The organism is Rothia uropygialis, assembly GCF_004137765.1.
GTDB lineage: Bacteria > Actinomycetota > Actinomycetes > Actinomycetales > Micrococcaceae > Rothia.
In genome coordinates this window covers 540,027-556,607 of record NZ_NOIS01000001.1, presented here as the reverse complement: position 1 = coordinate 556,607, position 16,581 = coordinate 540,027, and the positions used below count along the sequence as shown (strand labels likewise).

17 protein-coding genes are annotated in these 16,581 nt (G+C 61.6%); 10 read left to right on the top strand and 7 right to left on the bottom strand.

Going from position 1 to position 16,581, the window contains the following annotated elements; all coding sequences use genetic code 11:
- Positions 1-6 precede the first annotated feature (6 nt).
- The 5 genes from EWV35_RS02555 to EWV35_RS02535 all read left to right on the top strand — a co-directional run bounded on the left by EWV35_RS02555 (position 7) and on the right by EWV35_RS02535 (position 5,281).
- Positions 7-1,320, top strand: a complete 1,314-nt coding sequence (locus EWV35_RS02555; RefSeq protein WP_129657834.1) for a glutamyl-tRNA reductase — start codon at positions 7-9, stop codon at positions 1,318-1,320.
- A 231-nt stretch (positions 1,321-1,551) separates the two neighbouring features.
- Positions 1,552-2,109, top strand: coding sequence for a TetR/AcrR family transcriptional regulator (locus tag EWV35_RS02550; RefSeq protein WP_165168294.1), 558 nt, complete (start codon positions 1,552-1,554; stop codon positions 2,107-2,109).
- A 105-nt stretch (positions 2,110-2,214) separates the two neighbouring features.
- Positions 2,215-2,448: a DUF3107 domain-containing protein gene (locus EWV35_RS02545; RefSeq protein ID WP_129657830.1), complete on the top strand. Its 234-nt coding sequence runs from the start codon at positions 2,215-2,217 to the stop codon at positions 2,446-2,448.
- A 322-nt stretch (positions 2,449-2,770) separates the two neighbouring features.
- On the top strand, positions 2,771-4,417 hold the full coding sequence (locus tag EWV35_RS02540; RefSeq protein WP_129657828.1) for a DEAD/DEAH box helicase: 1,647 nt from the start codon (positions 2,771-2,773) through the stop codon (positions 4,415-4,417).
- Between the two features lie 12 nt (positions 4,418-4,429).
- Positions 4,430-5,281, top strand: coding sequence for a DNA-methyltransferase (locus EWV35_RS02535; RefSeq protein WP_394342426.1), 852 nt, complete (start codon positions 4,430-4,432; stop codon positions 5,279-5,281).
- Here EWV35_RS02535 and EWV35_RS02530 read toward each other — a convergent pair.
- The gene (locus EWV35_RS02530; protein WP_129657826.1) at positions 5,278-6,117 is read right to left on the bottom strand and encodes a PHP domain-containing protein; all 840 of its coding nucleotides are present in this window, start codon (positions 6,115-6,117) and stop codon (positions 5,278-5,280) included. The genes EWV35_RS02535 and EWV35_RS02530 overlap by 4 nt on opposite strands.
- Positions 6,118-6,178: 61 nt before the next feature.
- Between EWV35_RS02530 and EWV35_RS02525 the strand changes: the two genes are divergently transcribed.
- The gene (locus EWV35_RS02525; protein ID WP_129657824.1) at positions 6,179-7,732 is read left to right on the top strand and encodes an aminopeptidase P family protein; all 1,554 of its coding nucleotides are present in this window, start codon (positions 6,179-6,181) and stop codon (positions 7,730-7,732) included.
- Positions 7,733-7,824: 92 nt separating this feature from the next.
- Here the strand turns inward: EWV35_RS02525 and EWV35_RS02520 are convergent, their stop codons facing one another.
- On the bottom strand, positions 7,825-8,691 hold the full coding sequence (locus tag EWV35_RS02520; RefSeq protein ID WP_129657822.1) for a general stress protein: 867 nt from the start codon (positions 8,689-8,691) through the stop codon (positions 7,825-7,827).
- Between the two features lie 110 nt (positions 8,692-8,801).
- On the opposite strand from EWV35_RS02520, the gene EWV35_RS02515 reads away from it, so the two are divergent.
- From EWV35_RS02515 to EWV35_RS02505, 3 genes are read left to right on the top strand one after another with little or no spacing between them, the layout of a single operon-like run.
- The gene (locus tag EWV35_RS02515; RefSeq protein ID WP_129359982.1) at positions 8,802-10,091 is read left to right on the top strand and encodes a magnesium transporter MgtE N-terminal domain-containing protein; all 1,290 of its coding nucleotides are present in this window, start codon (positions 8,802-8,804) and stop codon (positions 10,089-10,091) included.
- A gap of 49 nt (positions 10,092-10,140) precedes the next feature.
- The gene (locus EWV35_RS02510) at positions 10,141-10,818 is read left to right on the top strand and encodes a DUF1003 domain-containing protein (protein WP_129658262.1); all 678 of its coding nucleotides are present in this window, start codon (positions 10,141-10,143) and stop codon (positions 10,816-10,818) included.
- Entirely contained in the window at positions 10,793-11,962 is a 1,170-nt protein-coding gene (locus tag EWV35_RS02505; protein WP_129657820.1) for an Mrp/NBP35 family ATP-binding protein, read from the top strand. The genes EWV35_RS02510 and EWV35_RS02505 overlap by 26 nt, the downstream gene beginning before the upstream one ends.
- A 99-nt stretch (positions 11,963-12,061) precedes the next feature.
- Here the strand turns inward: EWV35_RS02505 and EWV35_RS02500 are convergent, their stop codons facing one another.
- The 5 genes from EWV35_RS02500 to dapE form a co-directional block, all read right to left on the bottom strand.
- Positions 12,062-12,421: a twin-arginine translocase TatA/TatE family subunit gene (locus EWV35_RS02500; RefSeq protein WP_129657818.1), complete on the bottom strand. Its 360-nt coding sequence runs from the start codon at positions 12,419-12,421 to the stop codon at positions 12,062-12,064.
- A gap of 97 nt (positions 12,422-12,518) precedes the next feature.
- Positions 12,519-12,689 carry a DUF3117 domain-containing protein gene (locus EWV35_RS02495; RefSeq protein WP_129359985.1) on the bottom strand — a complete coding sequence of 57 codons (171 nt, stop codon included), beginning with the start codon at positions 12,687-12,689 and terminating at the stop codon, positions 12,519-12,521.
- A 108-nt stretch (positions 12,690-12,797) separates the two neighbouring features.
- On the bottom strand, positions 12,798-14,138 hold the full coding sequence (locus EWV35_RS02490) for a hypothetical protein (RefSeq protein WP_129657816.1): 1,341 nt from the start codon (positions 14,136-14,138) through the stop codon (positions 12,798-12,800).
- Entirely contained in the window at positions 14,135-14,341 is a 207-nt protein-coding gene (locus EWV35_RS02485) for a hypothetical protein (RefSeq protein ID WP_129657815.1), read from the bottom strand. The genes EWV35_RS02490 and EWV35_RS02485 overlap by 4 nt, the downstream gene beginning before the upstream one ends.
- Positions 14,342-14,396: 55 nt before the next feature.
- On the bottom strand, positions 14,397-15,524 hold the full coding sequence (gene dapE, locus EWV35_RS02480) for a succinyl-diaminopimelate desuccinylase (protein ID WP_129657813.1): 1,128 nt from the start codon (positions 15,522-15,524) through the stop codon (positions 14,397-14,399).
- A gap of 77 nt (positions 15,525-15,601) precedes the next feature.
- On the opposite strand from dapE, the gene dapD reads away from it, so the two are divergent.
- On the top strand, positions 15,602-16,567 hold the full coding sequence (gene dapD / locus EWV35_RS02475; RefSeq protein ID WP_193554071.1) for a 2,3,4,5-tetrahydropyridine-2,6-dicarboxylate N-succinyltransferase: 966 nt from the start codon (positions 15,602-15,604) through the stop codon (positions 16,565-16,567).
- Positions 16,568-16,581: the final 14 nt, after the last annotated feature.

Genomic DNA, 16,581 nt, shown 5'->3' with positions numbered 1-16,581 from the left:
TGAGTCGTGGTTTTGTTTTCGCTGGTTTCATCGCACAAGAACGTTGACCTGAATACCGTCGCTCAGTTGTCGACGGGCGTCGGGGCGCTCAAACACACCCTCGTGGACGAGGGTCCTCTCAGTGGTTTGGTCACATTGTCGACCTGCAACCGCCTGGAGCTCTACGGTGAAGCGCCGACTCATCGCGATGGTGTTGCGCCCTCCCTCGAAGCCATCATGGACGAGATTTCCGAAGCGGCAGACCTCGATCCCTCTTTCGTGCGAGGCTCCTTCGAGGTTTTCTACGACGAGGATGCCGCCTCTCACCTCTTCACCGTCGTTTCGGGCCTGGAATCCGCCGTCGTCGGAGAGCGAGAGATCACAGGTCAGGTTCGCCGAGCTCTCGTGAATGCGCGCGAAGAAGGATCCGCATCCGGGGAACTGATCCGTCTCTTCGAGGCCGCTGCCCGGACCGCACGAACCGTGGGAACGCAGACGGCGCTCGGCGAACGGGGTAGGTCGATAGTCTCCGTGGCTTTGGACCTCGCAGAAGAGGTCACACCCATTCCGTGGCAGCAGGCACGAACTCTCGTCTTCGGAACGGGAGCCTATGCCGGAGCCACAATGGCGGCACTCAGCGCGCGCGGGTGCGAAAACGTCTTCGTATACTCGGCTTCCGGACGAGCCGGAGAATTTACAGCCAAGCGCGGCGGAATCCCGGTGACCGACGAAGACCTTGCAACCGCCATGAGCTCGACCGACGTCATCATCGGATGCAGCGGCGGCTCGGTCCCCTTCTCTTCGGAAACTTTCCCCGCGGGGAACCGCATCGTCGTCGACCTCGCGCTCACACGGGATTTCGACCCGTCGATCGCGGATCTGGACGGCGTGGAACTGATTACCCTCGAGTCCGTTCGGCTTGCGGCACCCGAAGAGACGAACGAATCGGTCTCCGCTGCCCGGGAAATCGTCGCTCGGTCGACGCGAGAATTCCGCGCCCACCGCAATCAGCAGAACGTTGACGCTGCCATAGTGGCCCTCCGACGCCACACTATGGACGTACTGGATGCGGAGATGGACAAGGTTCGCCACCAGTACGGGTGCGGCGCACAAGCCGATCAGCTGGAATTCGCCATGAGGCGGATGATGCACTCGTTACTGCACACCCCCATGGTCAAGGCCCGGAAGCTCGCGGCCGAGGGCAGGGAACAAGAATTCATGGATGCGATCGAGGCTCTTTATGACATTTCCGTCTCAGAGCCGGAATCCGAAGACGTTCTTGTCGTTAGTCCTTCGACTGAAAATCGACACGACTACCATGAACAGTCAAAGGCATCCTGACTAGGGGAAATAAGCCCTATAGTAGATCCGTGACCCTTGGCGGATCCGCACAGTAGACTGTCAGTTTTCTTTGCGAAGTACCCCTGTGGGTCATCGTCGGCGTGGCCCCTCCCCAAGTCGACCCTCGACTCGTCATGATCAGCAAAGGACTTCACGATGCCTGGCTCACCAGACCCTTGTCCGCGCGCCGGGGCAGCGACTCGCATGCCGGGGCCCAAAAGACGGCGGCAGTTGCTTTCCACCGCACGCAAGCACTTCGCCGAACACGGATTCCACAACACCACAATGGAAGACATCGCCGAGTCGGCCCAGGTGTCCAAGCCCGTGCTCTACCAGCATTTCACCGGGAAGAACGAGCTTTACTGCGCGGTTCTCGACTCGAGTATCGAGCTTTTCGAGAACCAGGTCATCACTCCCCTGCTCCGGGACATGGACAATGAGGCTCGGACCCGAACGATGATCTCGAACTTCATCGACGTGGTCATCAACGATCACGACACGTACCGCATTATTTTCGACACGGACATGCGGGGTGACCCTTCGGTCGCCGAGAAGATCGACGGACTGGTCTCGCGCGTGTCCCAGAGGCTGAGTCGAACGCTGCAAGTCAACAGCGGACTCGATGCCGAGGACTGCGATTTTCTCGCCCAGACCCTGGTGGGGCTGGCAACCTCCGCTGCACGCGTGGTTTCTTCGACGAACGACGCCGAGAAGCAGGTACGACAACGGTTCCTGCTCTTCAAGCTCGCGTGGCGCGGCATCGAGAGCGTCGACAAAAGCTGGGCATGACTCCCGCGCTCAGCGAAATCGAGTGCGGACCGCACGACCGGTCCGATCTCGATGAGTAGGCTGGGGCACAAAGCAGTTCCCGCCGCCATCCGAGGAGGAATACGCATGGAAATCAAGATCGGCATCAAGGACGTGGCCCGAGAGGTCGTCGTGGAGTCCGAAGAGACACCCGAAGCGATTCAGCAGCAAGTCGCCGAGGCGCTCGAGAAGGAAACTCTGCTGAAGCTCTCCGACAGCAAAGGCAACATTACCCTCGTCCCGGGGGCCTCGATCGGTTACGTCGAGATCGGTGCCGAAACCCGCCGGCACATCGGTTTCGGTCCGTTCAGCGAGGGCTGATCAGAACCCCGCCAACACATCGCCCAAGAGGAGGACCCGCCCGAAGTGGCGTACGTCCTCCTCTTGGCGCGTATTGCGAGATAGAATGAATCAACACCTGGATGCCCGGTCGTTGCCTGTTGAGTTGACTTCCGCCACGGTGCGCCACCTCGACCCCGAGGCAGTGCGCATCACCTGATGATTGTTGCGATCGGCTTCCTACCGATCCTTTCGACCGCAAAAAATTCCGAGACCCGCGCTCCCCGCGCGAGGCCAGGTCACAGCGCGACGACACACATCGTCCGCCCCGCGGTCACACCATCGACCGAGCGGAGCTCATCCCGTGAACGAAGAAAACAACAACGAGACCACCGTGCTCGAAGAAACCCCTGAAACCGTGCAGGAGAAGCTCGAGGCCGAGACTCCTGCCGTGGAGGAGGTCGCCCCGGAAGAAGACAAGACTTTTGCCGATTTCGGGGTTCGCGACGACATCTGCGAAGCCCTCGCCGAAAAAGGGATAACGCACCCCTTCCCCATTCAGTCCCTAACATTGCCTGTGGCCCTGTCCGGCCAGGACATCATCGGCCAGGCGAAAACGGGAACCGGAAAAACCCTGGGATTCGGTTTGCCCGTACTTCAGCGAGTCGTCGGGCGCGGTGACGACGCATGGGGCCGACTCAAGTCCCCGGGCGCACCCCAGGCCTTGATCGTGGTTCCTACCCGTGAACTGGCCGTCCAGGTCGGAAACGACATCTCGGTCGCCGCCAAAAAGCGCAATGCGCGTGTGGCGACAATCTACGGCGGACGAGCCTACGAGCCTCAGATCGCCGAGCTGGAACAGGGCGCCGAGGTAGTGGTGGGTACGCCAGGTCGCCTCATCGACCTGCACCGTCAGAAATACCTCAATCTCTCCCAGGTCGGAGCGGTCGTTCTGGACGAGGCCGACGAGATGCTGGATCTCGGCTTCCTGCCCGACGTCGAACGCCTCCTGTCCTCCGTTCCCGAGGTTCGTCAGACCATGTTGTTCTCCGCAACCATGCCGGGTCCGGTGATTGCGATGGCCCGACGCTATATGTCTCACCCGATGCACATCCGTGCCTCGACCCCGGACGACGAGGGCGCAACCAAGAAAGACATTCGACAGGTCATCTACCGGGCTCATCCGATGGACAAGGACGAGCTGATCGCCCGCGCTCTGCAGGCTCAGGGGCGCGGACGAACCATTATCTTCACCAAGACCAAACGAGCGGCCGCGCGCCTTGCGGACGAACTCGTCAAGCGGGGATTCGCTGCCGGCGCCATCCACGGCGACCTCGGCCAGGGAGCTCGTGAGCAAGCGCTCCGGGCTTTCCGGAACGAAAAGGTCGACGTCCTTGTGGCCACCGACGTCGCCGCTCGCGGTATCGACGTCGAGGACGTCACCCACGTGGTCAATTTCCAGTGCCCGGAAGACGAAAAGATCTATCTGCACCGCATCGGACGCACGGGGCGAGCGGGCAACAAGGGAACCGCCATAACCCTCGTCGATTGGGACGACGTCCCCCGGTGGTCTTTGATCAACAAAGCGCTGGACCTCGGAGTGCCCGAGCCGGTTGAAACCTATTCTTCTTCCAAGCACCTCTACAACGATCTGAACATTCCCGCTGGTACAAAGGGTAAGTTGCCCGTGAGCCAGCGCAAGCATGCCGGATTGGATGCAGAAACAGTCGAAGACATCGACGGCGGCCACGCCCGCAAGCCTCGCACAGGCGGACGCGACGACAAGAGCGGGAACCGCTCGGGAAACAGCGGCCGCAGGAACAGCCCTCGCAGCGGGCGGTCCTCCGGATCCCGGAATGATCGGAAGCAGCCGGAGGAGAAGTCGTCGCGCAACCGTTCGGAGAACCGTACGACCGAAACGGATTCCAAGCAGTCGGAGGCCCCTCGGCGCCGTCGGCGTCGCCGTCGCAGTGGCGGGGACTCGGGCAATCAGGCACGTTCGGGCCAGTAGAACCTGCCGCCCGTGGGAATCGAGCTGACGGGCCCGGACCTCATCATCCGGGGCGATAATCAGGACGTGCTTGCGCAACTGCCGAGCAACGCATTTTCGATGATCTACGTGGACCCGCCCTTCAATACCGGGCGGGCCCAAGTCCGCCGTAACCTCAGGAACCAGCGGGCCGAGCCCGGCCAGGCTGACCGTCGGGGATTCAAGGGACAGAGCTACACGAGTGTCCTCGAATCCCTCTCGAGATACGACGACGCGTTCGAGGACTACTGGTCATTCCTGCTTCCGAGACTGGAAAAGGCCCGGGAGCTGCTTGCAGAATCGGGCACCCTGTATCTGCACTTGGACTATCGAGAGGTTCATTACGCCAAAGTCATGTGTGACATGATCTTCGGCCGTGAGTGTTTTCTGAACGAGATCATCTGGGCGTACGACTACGGCGCGCGCGCAAAAAAACGTTGGCCCGCCAAGCACGACAACATCCTGGTGTACGTGAAGAACCCCAAAAAATACCATTTCGACTCGGAAGAAGTCGATCGGGAGCCTTACATGGCGCCAGGACTGGTCACGCCGGAGAAAGTAGCGCGCGGCAAATTGCCGACCGATGTTTGGTGGCACACCATCGTCTCGCCCACGGGCAAGGAGAAGACCGGATACCCCACGCAGAAGCCCATGGGTCTGTTGCGCCGTATGGTTGCGGCCTCGTCCCGTCCCGGCGAGTGGTGCCTCGATTTTTTCGCCGGTTCGGGAACCCTCGGAGCCGTTGCCCAATCGCTCAACCGCCGCTTCGTGTGCGTCGATTCGAATGATCAGGCGATCGACGTGATGCGCCAGCGGCTGCCGCAGGCGAAGCTCCTCGAGGGCTAGAGACTCACGCCGCGCGACTGTGCCTTGATCTCCTCCAAGGATTGCCTCGTCGTGGTGTTCTCTCCGAGCCGATTCGGTTTCCCTGCACCGTGGTAATCGCTGGATCCCGTTACGATGAGGTCGTGATTTCGGGCGAAGTCGAGAAGCCATTTGCGATCGTCCTCGGAATTGTCGCGGTGATACACCTCAAGACCACCCAGTCCCGCCTCAACCATCTCTTCGAAGACTTCCGGTCCCACGACTCGGCCCCGTGAGCTCGCCAGTGGATGAGCGAACACCGGAACTCCGCCGGCTTCTCTGACGAGGGCAACGGCAAGAGCGGGGTTCGGTGCGTAGTGGGGCACATAATATTTCGTCCGGGTGGTCAGAACAGTGCCGAAGGCTTCGCTCCGATCCTTGCACACGCCCTTCGCGACGAGGGCATCGGCGATGTGGGGGCGTCCGACCGTCGCGTCTTTGCCCACCTGGTCCTCTACATCGTGCCAGTTGATAGGAAAGTCCTCACTCAACCGGTCGACCATCTTCTGTGCCCGGGTCAGGCGAGCCGCGCGTGATTTCTCGATTTCCGATCTGAGCCCTGGGGCCTGGGGGTCGTGGAGGTAGCTCAGCAGATGCACCGAGACTCCTTCCTCCGAGGCGCACGAGACTTCCATTCCCGGGATGAATTCGATGCCGCATCGCGACGCCGCCTGTGCAGCCTGTTCCCACCCGACGGTCGAATCGTGGTCGGTCAACGCGACCGCTGTGAGCCCGGCTCGAGCCGCCTGGTCCACGACTTGGGCGGGGGGTTCCGTCCCGTCGGAAATGTTCGAATGGGTATGAAGATCGATGCACACACCTCCAATCTACTCGGTGCCCGTGGAGGCGGGGGCGGTACATGGGCGATATCGTGGAGTTATGACTTCGAATAATTCCTCCGAAACACAGGATTCCCCGGAACAGCAGCCGCTCGAAGAACGCGTCGGAAATCGGTCTCAGCCCCCACGCTCTCATGCTTTCAAGGAATTCATGGGCACGAACTGGGCCCCTTCCACCAATGCGCTCCCCCAACGTGCCTCGGTTGCCGACTTTGCCGCGCAGCGGCGTGCGGCGTTGTCGGCCAAATTCCCCGGCGAGCGTCTCGTGATCCCGGCAGGACCGCTCAAGACCCGCTCGAACGACACGGACTACCGTTTCCGCCCTCATTCCGGTTTTGCTCACTTGACGGGTCTCGGCGTCGATCACGAACCGGACGCCGTTCTGATCTTGGAGCCCCTGGACGAGCCGGCGGCCGACGGTTCGGCCCACGAGGCGACTCTCTATTTCCGTCCTCTTGCAGGACGCGATTCGGAGCAGTTCTATTCCGATCCGCGTTACGGCGAGTTCTGGGTCGGCCCCCGGCCGACCTTGGAAGAAATCGAATCGGAGTACGGCATCCAGTGCCACGATCTCTCCGACGTCGAGGTCGCCATCACCAAGAACGCAGGACCCCAGGCCCTTGGCGGGGTCCGGGTGCGGTTGTTGCGCGAGGTCGATCTGAACGTGGATGCGCTGGTCGACACCTCTCGGTACAACACCAGCGTGGACCTCGAGGAGTCGGATTCGCTCGACGGCCAGCTAACCGAGGCTCTCTCCGAATTGCGTCTCATCAAAGACGAGGAAGAAGTGGCCAACCTTCGGAGATCCATAGCTTCGACCAAGATCGGTTTCGAGAACATCATTCGGGCGCTCCCCCAGGCGCGCGACCATCACCGCGGCGAACGCATTGTCGAGGGCGCATTCTTCGCGGCCGCGCGCGCCGAGGGCAACGACGTCGGTTATGAGACCATCGCCGCCTGCGGGAACAACGCAACCGTGCTGCACTGGATTCGGAACAATGGAACCGTCGAGGACGGAAAACTCATTCTCGTCGACGCCGGAGTCGAGGACGATACCTTGTACACGGCGGACATCACCCGCACGATGCCGGTCAACGGTACATTTTCTCCCATTCAGAAGAAGGTCTACGACGCCGTCCTGGACGCTTCCGAAGCCGCATTCCGCGCCGCGGTACCAGGCAACAAGTTCCGTGACGTGCACGCGGCGGCCATGAAATCCCTGGCCGAGTCCCTCGACTCGTGGGGACTGCTTCCGTGCTCCGTCGAAGAAGCTATCTCCGACGAGGGAGGCCAGCACCGTCGCTGGATGCCCCACGGGACGAGCCACCACCTCGGCCTGGACGTCCACGACTGCGCACAGGCCAAGCGCGATCTCTATCTCGATGGAACCATCGAGCCGGGGATGGTCTTCACGATCGAACCGGGCCTGTACTTCAAGGAAGACGACCTCGCGATTCCGAAAGAATATCGCGGCATCGGCATCCGGTTGGAGGACGACGTGCTCATTACCGCCGAAGGCCCGGAGAACATGAGCGCCGACTTCCCGAGGACCACGGAAGCCATCGAGGCATGGATCGCGGAGCTCTCCCGGTAGAACCTACCCCGGAGAACATGAGCGCCCCCGGGCCACGAGGTCCGGGGGCGTCTTCGTTGTTGAGTTCTTTCTCCGAGCTCGGAGGTCGGCGTCTATCCGCGAGGCGGGTCAGTCGGCTCTTCTGTGGAAACCGGCTGTTCCCGGCCTTCCGTCGTTTCGGCGTCGTCGGAGGAACGGGTTGGCTGGTTCTCAGCTCGAATACCGAAACGGGGCCGTCCGTCGGGCAAGTCCTTGAAGTCCCGTGCTTGGGACCGGTCGGTGGATTCGCCGGCCCCCTGTCCTCCTGTTTGAGGTTCTTCGGCCCGCGGCCCCTGCGGAGCTTGAGGAGTATCTCCGCGGTCTTGGGGGTCCGGCTGGCCCCACGGGCCCTGGCCGCTGGGCTGGCTGGGTCGGTTACCACGCTGCTGCGATGAGCCGTGTTCGTCTTGCGGGAAATAGGGTTGTTCACGAGTTGTGGGCCGAAGCGTGGGACGGTTCGATGAACCTCCGAGGAGGCGCCGCGCCTCGCCCGCTTCCTGTGGCGAGCACACTAGGTCGTAGCTGCCCGCTACGAGTTGCCCGACCGCCGTGAAGCTGCGGTGCCCACCGCGGCGGGAGAAACCGACGATCGCCAGGATCATCCAGAAAGCCACGCCAAGAGGTATCGACGTGAGGAAGGCGGATAAAGGAGACTCGTGGCTGAACACCATGAGAAGAAAACCGAGAACGACTCCGTAGAACAGGCCCTGCAAGGCACCGGAAGCCGCGACACGCGCATAGGACAGGGTTCCCACGACATGCTCGACCTGTCGCAGATCCGAGCCGACGATTGCGAGATTCTGTACGGGGAATCCGCGATCGGCCAGGAGGTCAACCGCCCCCTGTGCGTCCTGGTACTTGGAGAACTTCCCCACGGTGACGGACCCCGCGAGTTGTTCGGTCCGCATCGCGGCGAGTCTGGACTTTCCGGAATTAGCCATACTGGCCATTTTCCCTGACCACCGGCTTGACCGCCAACCATAAGGGTGTGTATCGCCACAGGTGAACCGAGAGGATGTTTCCAGCGGGTACATGTGAGTAATCTGATTGAGTGAGCAACGTACCAAGCAGAATCTTCATCGCCAGGCTATTGGGCCTTGATGTTTTCGATCCCGTGGGCGACCGACTGGGCCGGCTGCGGGACGTCGTCGTGCTCAACCGAGACGCCCAACGCAAACACCTGCAACCGCTCGTGGTGGGCATTGTGGTCGAGGTCCTCGGGAAGAAGCCTGTCTTCGTCCCGATGACCCGAGTCAACAGCATGGATGCGACCCAAGTCATCGTGACCGGTCTGGTCAATCTTCGCCGATTCGAGCAGCGTGGCGCCGAAGCTCTGGTCATCGGCGAGCTGTTTGACCGGAAGGTCCATTTCAAGGACAACACCGGCGAGGCCACGATCGAAGACTGCGCGATGGAGCAGACCAAGAACGGCGATTGGAAAATCACCGAGCTCTTCGTTCGTCGGACGGCAAGTACGGGTCGGCTCATGCGTCGCAAGAACGAGACCCTTGTGGTCGACTGGGAAGACGTTGTTTACGGTACCGCCATGGACCCTCAGGGGGCCTCTCACTTCTTGGCGACCCACGAGGACACCCAACCCGCCGACCTCGCGGATGCTCTCCACGATCTGAACGACAAACGAATGCTCGAAGTCGCCGAGGAACTTCAGGACGAGCGCCTGGCCGACGTGCTGCAGGAATTGCCGGAAGAGGACCAAGTCCAGATCCTGTCCAACCTGGACATCAAACGCGCCGCGGACATTCTTGAAGAGATGGAACCGGACGACGCGGCCGACCTCCTCAACATGTTCACGGATGCCCAGCGCGAAACCTTGTTGCAGAAGATGAAGCCGGACGATGCAGAGGACGTGCGTCGCCTTCTCGAATACGAGGAAGGGACCGCAGGTTCGCTCATGACCCCGGTGCCAATTATCTTGCCCCCGGAGGCAACGGTGGCTGAAGCCTTGGCGCACATTCGTCAGGAGGAGATCAGCCCGGCCGTCGCCGCGGCCGTTTTCGTGTGCCGTCCTCCGCTCGAGGCACCGACCGGCCGCTACATCGGTATGGTTCATATGCAGCAGCTACTGCGATTTGCCCCGCCCGAACCTGTCGGAAACATCATCGACCGGAGTATCGAGCCGATCCCGGACGTCGCTTCCCTGGAAGATTTGTCCCGGGTGCTGGCCACTTACGACTTGACCATTATCCCCGTCACCAACGAGCACGACAGACTCGTCGGGGCGGTGACCATCGACGACGTACTCGATGCGCTCCTCCCAGAAGACTGGCGCACCAACGACGACGGAACTCCCGTCCGAAAGGTGGGACGCAAATTTGAGTGAAACGACCAAGAGCCGTAGAAGCCGTGATACCCACCGCGCTGGCCTCGACATGCCGCTGGCCAGCAAGCCCAAGTGGTACCAGCGTTATCGGCCCAATCCCGAGTCATTCGGCGTCATGACGGAATCCTTCGCACGCTGGATGGGCACGCCCCAATTCCTCGTGTGGATGACGATCTTCGTGACCGTGTGGCTCTTGTGGAACACCCTGCTCCCTGAGAGCTGGCAGTTCGATCCTCGCGCGCTGAACTTTACCCTGTTGACGCTCATGCTCTCGTTGCAGGCTTCCTACGCTGCGCCGCTGTTGTTGCTGGCCCAGAACCGACAGGACGACCGCGACCGCGTCGTCGCCGAGGAGGACCGCCAGCGAGCACAGCAGAACCTCGCGGACACGGAGTATTTGACCCGGGAGATCGCCGCCCTGCGCATCGCTCTGCGAGAGGTTGCTACCCGCGACTTCGTGCGCTCGGAGATCCGGGACCTCCTGGAGGAAATCGTGCAGGACGCGCGGGAGCAGGGCAAAGTCGAGGCCGAGGATGCCGGCGAACAACAGCGGAAGAAGTCGAACTTGTCGTGGCCGGCTAAAGAGGCCGAGCCCAAGACCTCGATCCTGGATATCGCGAAAGCAACCGACGGAGCTTCCGGCTCGAGAGCCGCATCGCCTCAGCGCAGAACACCCCGTGAGGCGTCTCCGAGGAAACCCAATGAATCGAGGAAACCCGATGAATGAGGCCCTGCGTGCTGCACTCTCGGGAGTCATCGACCCCGAGCTGCGCCGCCCGATCACCGAACTCGGAATGGTCACCGATGCAGAGTTGCACGGGACCACCGCTCATATCGGCATCAAACTGACGATCGAGGGATGCCCCCTCAAAAACACGATCCAGACCGACGTTCGTGAGGCCGTCTCTCAGGTGGACGGCGTCGACGACGTCGAGATCGACCTCGGCTACATGGACGCGGAGGCTCGAAACCGGCTCAGGGACCAATTGGGTCATACCAAGACCAACCCCTTTGCGGATCCGGCAAACCTGACCCAGGTCTACGCAATAGCCTCGGGCAAAGGCGGGGTCGGCAAGTCAACCGTCACGGCGAACCTCGCGGCGTCGTTGGCCTCGAGCGGCCTCTCGGTAGGGATCGTCGACGCCGATGTGCACGGGTTCTCTATCCCCGGGCTGCTCGGGATCACTCAGCCGCCGACCAAACTCGAGGACATGATTCTTCCCCCCGTGGTAGAAGTCCCCGAGTCGGAAAGGACTGGGCTGGGCAAGGACCGGATTCCCGGGTCGATCAGAGTCATTTCGATCGGTATGTTCGTCGAAGACAATCGGCCCATCGCATGGCGCGGTCCGATGCTGCACAGGGCCCTCGAACAGTTCTTGACGGACGTCCACTTCGGAGACCTGGATGTTCTGCTTCTCGACCTGCCGCCGGGTACGGGAGATATCGCTATTTCCATGTCCCAACTCGTCCCCAACGCGGGACTCGTGGTCGTCTCCACTCCCCAGGTTGCCGCCGTAGACGTCGCCGAACGCGCCGGAACCATGTCACTTCAGACGGGCCAGAAAGTCGTGGGCGTTGTCGAGAACATGTCCGCAATGATCATGCCGGATGGCACCCGCATGGACATGTTCGGTTCGGGGGGCGGTGAGATGCTCTCTGGGCGCCTCACAGAATCCCTCGGCGCTTGTGTCCCCTTGCTCGGATCTGTTCCCTTGGACCTGGCCCTTCGCGAAGGAGGAGACGACGGGGTGCCTGTGGTCTGGTCGAACCCGGCTTCGCCGTCGGCAGTCGCTCTGAGGGACGTCGCTGAGCGGATTCGGGGGCTCAAGCGAGGCCTCGCGGGCCGGAACCTTCCGCTGGATCTGCACTAGCCCTGGCGGATCGAGGTGAAACCGATCCGGAAGAGCACACATGACAAGGCCGGACGGTGTAACCGTCCGGCCTTGTCGAATCTTATGACGTTCTCGGGGTCAGGTTGCTTCCGTGTCGTACGGGGCGAGCTGACCGGGCGACAAACGGGTGGTGTTGGCCGCCGGCGGAGTAGATGCCTGGCTCTGCTCCTGTTTCAGCTCTTCGTCGTCTTCCAAAAGGGCCTCGCGTACGATCCGCCGAGGATCGTATTGCCTCGGATCATAAGCGCGCCAGTTGATGTCCGACAGCTCTGGGCCGAGCGTGTCCTTCATCTCATCCTTTGCCTCCATTGCGGTACGACGCAATGACTTGATGAGGTCCTTGAGCTGCCGCGCATACTCAGGCATGCGCTCAGGACCTATCACCACAAAGACGATAACGGCCAAGACGAGGAACTCGGCACCGTTGATTCCAAACACACCAGCACATTACCAGCCCTGGCCGGGTACGAGCCGTCCTTTGTGATGGAGGCCTATGTGGCGTGCGCGTCGTCGGCTTACATCGTGTTCCCTGGCGTCACGAATGCGTGATGGGATCCAGGCATTCCTTCAGGGACTGAGCCTCGTCCTTGGTGATTTCGAGGACCAAACGGCCTCCGCCCTCGAGGGGAATCCGCATGATGAGGGACCGGCCCTCTTTCGCGACCTCCATGGGTCCTTCACCGGTTCTCGGCTTCATCGCGGCCATTGTTGCTCCTTGTCGGATTGACGCTCATCGCCGAGGAACAGAGGTCCCCCGGTTGCCCAATGATAGCTCCATCACCTCAACAACCAGGTTGCGGCCCCGATGTGACCTCTACGGTGGATAGTCACCGCCACTAGGCAGTTCTTTCCAATGCCATAGCCACCCAATCCAAATCAGCTGCCCTAGGGCGGCCCCGACGAGCAGTGTTGTGCGGTAAGCGCGCGACTTCGAGACAGCCACCAGAGGCGCCGCAAGAGGAAACACCGGAAGCAACAATCGGAAAGTGGAGGACTGCGGAAACAGAAAGACAAGCAAATACGCGACATAGGCGTAACACCAGTACCGGATGTTACGCGGCAACGTCGTCAATACGGCCCGGCTGTGCATAACCGACAAGAAGCCGACGACCAGCATGAGAAGGACAAGCGGACCCGGCGCCCCCAGATAATTCAGCGCTTGGTCGATCCAGGGTTGGAAAGGAAGGAGATGCTCTCCGCGCCAGGCGGTTTCCGTCGCCGTGTACGCGTCGTATCGGCCGGTAGCGATCCATGCAATGGCAGGCCACGCCAGAGCGCAGACGCAGGCAAAGAGCCCCACAGCCAGGTACCGGGCCGAGGCTCCGAACGCCACGACAAATCGTCGGCGACCGGTCGCTTCGACCTGTCCTCGATAGGCGATGACGAATCGCGTCAGCCACCAGCATCCCATCGCAAGGGCGATCGGGACCCCCACAGGTCGGGACAAGCAGGTCGGAATCAGCACTATCGAACAGATGACCAGATTCCCGCGGACCAGAGCGAGGAGAAACCCCGCGAGAAACATGAAGTTCATGGACTCGGCGTAAGGCACTTGAAGGATCGGCGCGACCGGGTTCAGGAGGACCAAGGCCGTCGTCCAGAGCGCAAAACCGTCGGGGCCGTGACCCGGCTGCTTCAGGCCCAACCCGTGAAGGATGCGACGCGGGGAAACATATTGCTCCCCACCTACATCTTCAGTACGAGTCGCGACGGCCCGTGCAGAGGTGAACAGTCCGTAGAGAAGAATCGAAGCAACCGCTCCGCACGCTATCGAGATGAGGCCCCCCGCCGCCGGCCAGGAAAGGCCGGTCACCTTCATCAGAAGCGACGTCGTCATGGGGAACAACGGATAAAAGGCCCAAGGGTTCTGGTCGACGGTGCCCGACATATCCACCGGAAGGACACTCGGATACCCGATCTCGGCGATATGCCGATACCAATCGCTGTCCCAGATACCGATGAACTGCAGATAACTCAGGGGTCCCGCGCCCCAAGGGCTGGCTTGCTGTTGTCGCCCGACAAGAGTGAACGCCGCCCACCCCCATATGCGTGTAGCGGCGTAAACGCCCAACACCCAAGTCCAAATGGGCAGCCCCAGGAGCCACAGCCTGAAGCTGGCCACCGCGTGGGTCACGAGGTGTTTCGCGGGACTCACGTGTGATTACTGTGTGTGACCGGGCTTTCGGCGCTTGAGGCACCTTGGCCGTCTTCCAGAGGCCCCCGTTCGGGTCCGGGGCAGTCGATACCATCGCGAGATGCATACTCGGCGCCGGAAAGCCGATCGGCTCCCAGAACGGCGCACGAGATGAGGACGGCCGCCAAGATGACGAAGGTCAGTCCCACCAGGATAAAGTTCATACACTCATTCTGGACTATGAGAATGAAAATCGCCTGAGACGATGTCCCACCGCCTCTAGGAGGTCAGCCACCGTTCGAGCGCGTTCAGGCAGTTGTGGACTTCGGAGGCGAAAACGTGCTCATTGTCGGAATGGGCCAATAAGGCGTCGCCCGGTCCGAAGTTCACCGCCGGAATTCCCATTGCGGAGAATCGCGCGACGTCGGTCCAGCCGTATTTCGGGCGAGGGTCAGCCCCTACCGAGCGGACCAGTTCTTGAGCAAGGGGCGCGTCCAAACCCGGCCTGGCCGCCGGCGAGGCGTCCACGATGTCGAGCTCGTATCCTTCGAAGAGCTCTCGCATCCGGGCCGTCGCCTCATCCAACGTCTTGTCCGGGGCGAAACGGTAATTGATGTGAACGTTGCATGAGTCGGGAATGACGTTGCCTGCCACGCCTCCGTCGATCTGTACCGCGTTGAGACCTTCTCGAAAATCCAGGCCGTCGACGGTCACGCTGCCCGGCGCGTACTCTTCGAGAATCCGGAGCACACGCCCCAGCTTGTGAATCGCGTTCTCACCCATCCAGGCTCGCCCGGAATGGGCGGCAATACCGGAGGTGTGGATCCAGAAACGCATTGTGCCGTTGCAACCGCCTTCGATCCGTCCGTCCGTCGGTTCGAGCAGAACGGCAAAATCGGCGTCGGTCACTAGTTCCGGGGCGACTTCCAGCAGTTTCCCCAGCCCCGAGGCATCGCTGGAGACCTCTTCATGGTCGTAGAAGACGTACGTGATGTCACGGTCCGGCTGAGTCAGGGTCGCCGCCAGTTGGAGCTGAACCGCCACGCCACCCTTCATGTCGGTCGCGCCACGCCCGTACAGAACCCTGCGCCCCTCGGACTGGTCCCATTCCGATGGAACGGTGCCCCTCGCTCCCGGGGTCGAGGGAAGGGGAACCGTATCCAAATGGCCGGCGAGAACAATCCTTTCATCCCGCCCGAGCTCCGTGCGGGCGACCACAGTGTCACCATGGCGTTGGACGGTCAAGTGGCTGAGTTCTCCCAGTGCCCGTTCGACCGCGTCGGCGATCTGCTCTTCGGCGTCGGAGACCGAATATATGTCCAATAAGTCTGCCGTCAGCTGTGCGACGTCTTGGGTCAGGTTCAGGGCAGGGACGTTTTGAGGGTTCGTTGGGCTGTGGGGAGTCATGCGTTCACCTTAGTATCGTCTTACGATTCGGTACGACCCGGGCTCACACTACGGAACAACGTCCAGCTTTTCGTAGACTGGGAAACATGACTTCAAGTACGAGCGCCGAATACGCAGCAGGCTTGGGCCTGGCCACCATCGTGGCCGCCGGCCCCAACAAGGGACAGGTACTGGACGTCTGGTATCCAGCCCCCACCCTTTCAGAGACCGCGGAGACCTCCGTGCGCGATGCCCTGGAGGCCTCACAGGGCCCCGACGTCGCCCGCAATGTGGAACTGAAGGTTATTGAGACCTCCGTCCGGCTTCAGGAGGAGCCCGTGGACGCGGAAGATGTGTATCTGCGGCTCCATGCCCTCTCGCACCGCCTCGTCGTGCCGAATTCGATCAATCTGGACGGCGTCTTCGGGAAACTCGCCAACGTGGCCTGGACCAATTTCGGCCCTGTGCTCGCGTCCGAACTCGAGCAGGTGCGTTTGGCGCTGCGTGCACGAGGGCACGTGACTGTTTACTCGGTCGACAAATTCCCGCGCATGGTCGATTACGTGGTGCCCACCGGTGTTCGTATCGGCGACGCCGATCGCGTGCGCCTGGGCGCTCATCTCGCGGACGGCACAACCGTCATGCACGAGGGATTCGTCAATTACAACTCCGGCACACTAGGCCACGCAATGGTCGAGGGCCGCATCAGCCAGGGCGTCGTGGTCGGTGACCACACCGACATCGGCGGCGGCGCGTCGATCATGGGTACGTTGTCCGGAGGCGGCAAGGAACGGGTCCGCCTCGGCGAACGCGTGCTTCTCGGCGCCAACGCCGGTGTGGGGATATCGTTGGGCGACGACTGCGTCGTCGAGGCCGGGTTGTACCTGACCACCGGGACCCGCGTGACCGTGGTCACGGATCAGGAATCGAAGGTCGTCAAAGCCGCGGACCTATCCGGGACCGCGAATTTGCTGTACCGCCGCAATTCCCAGAGTGGCGCCGTGGAAGCAATCCCCCGCGCAACCGGATCCGTTGAACTCAATTCGGTCCTTCACGCCAACTAGTTCACTCACCGTTA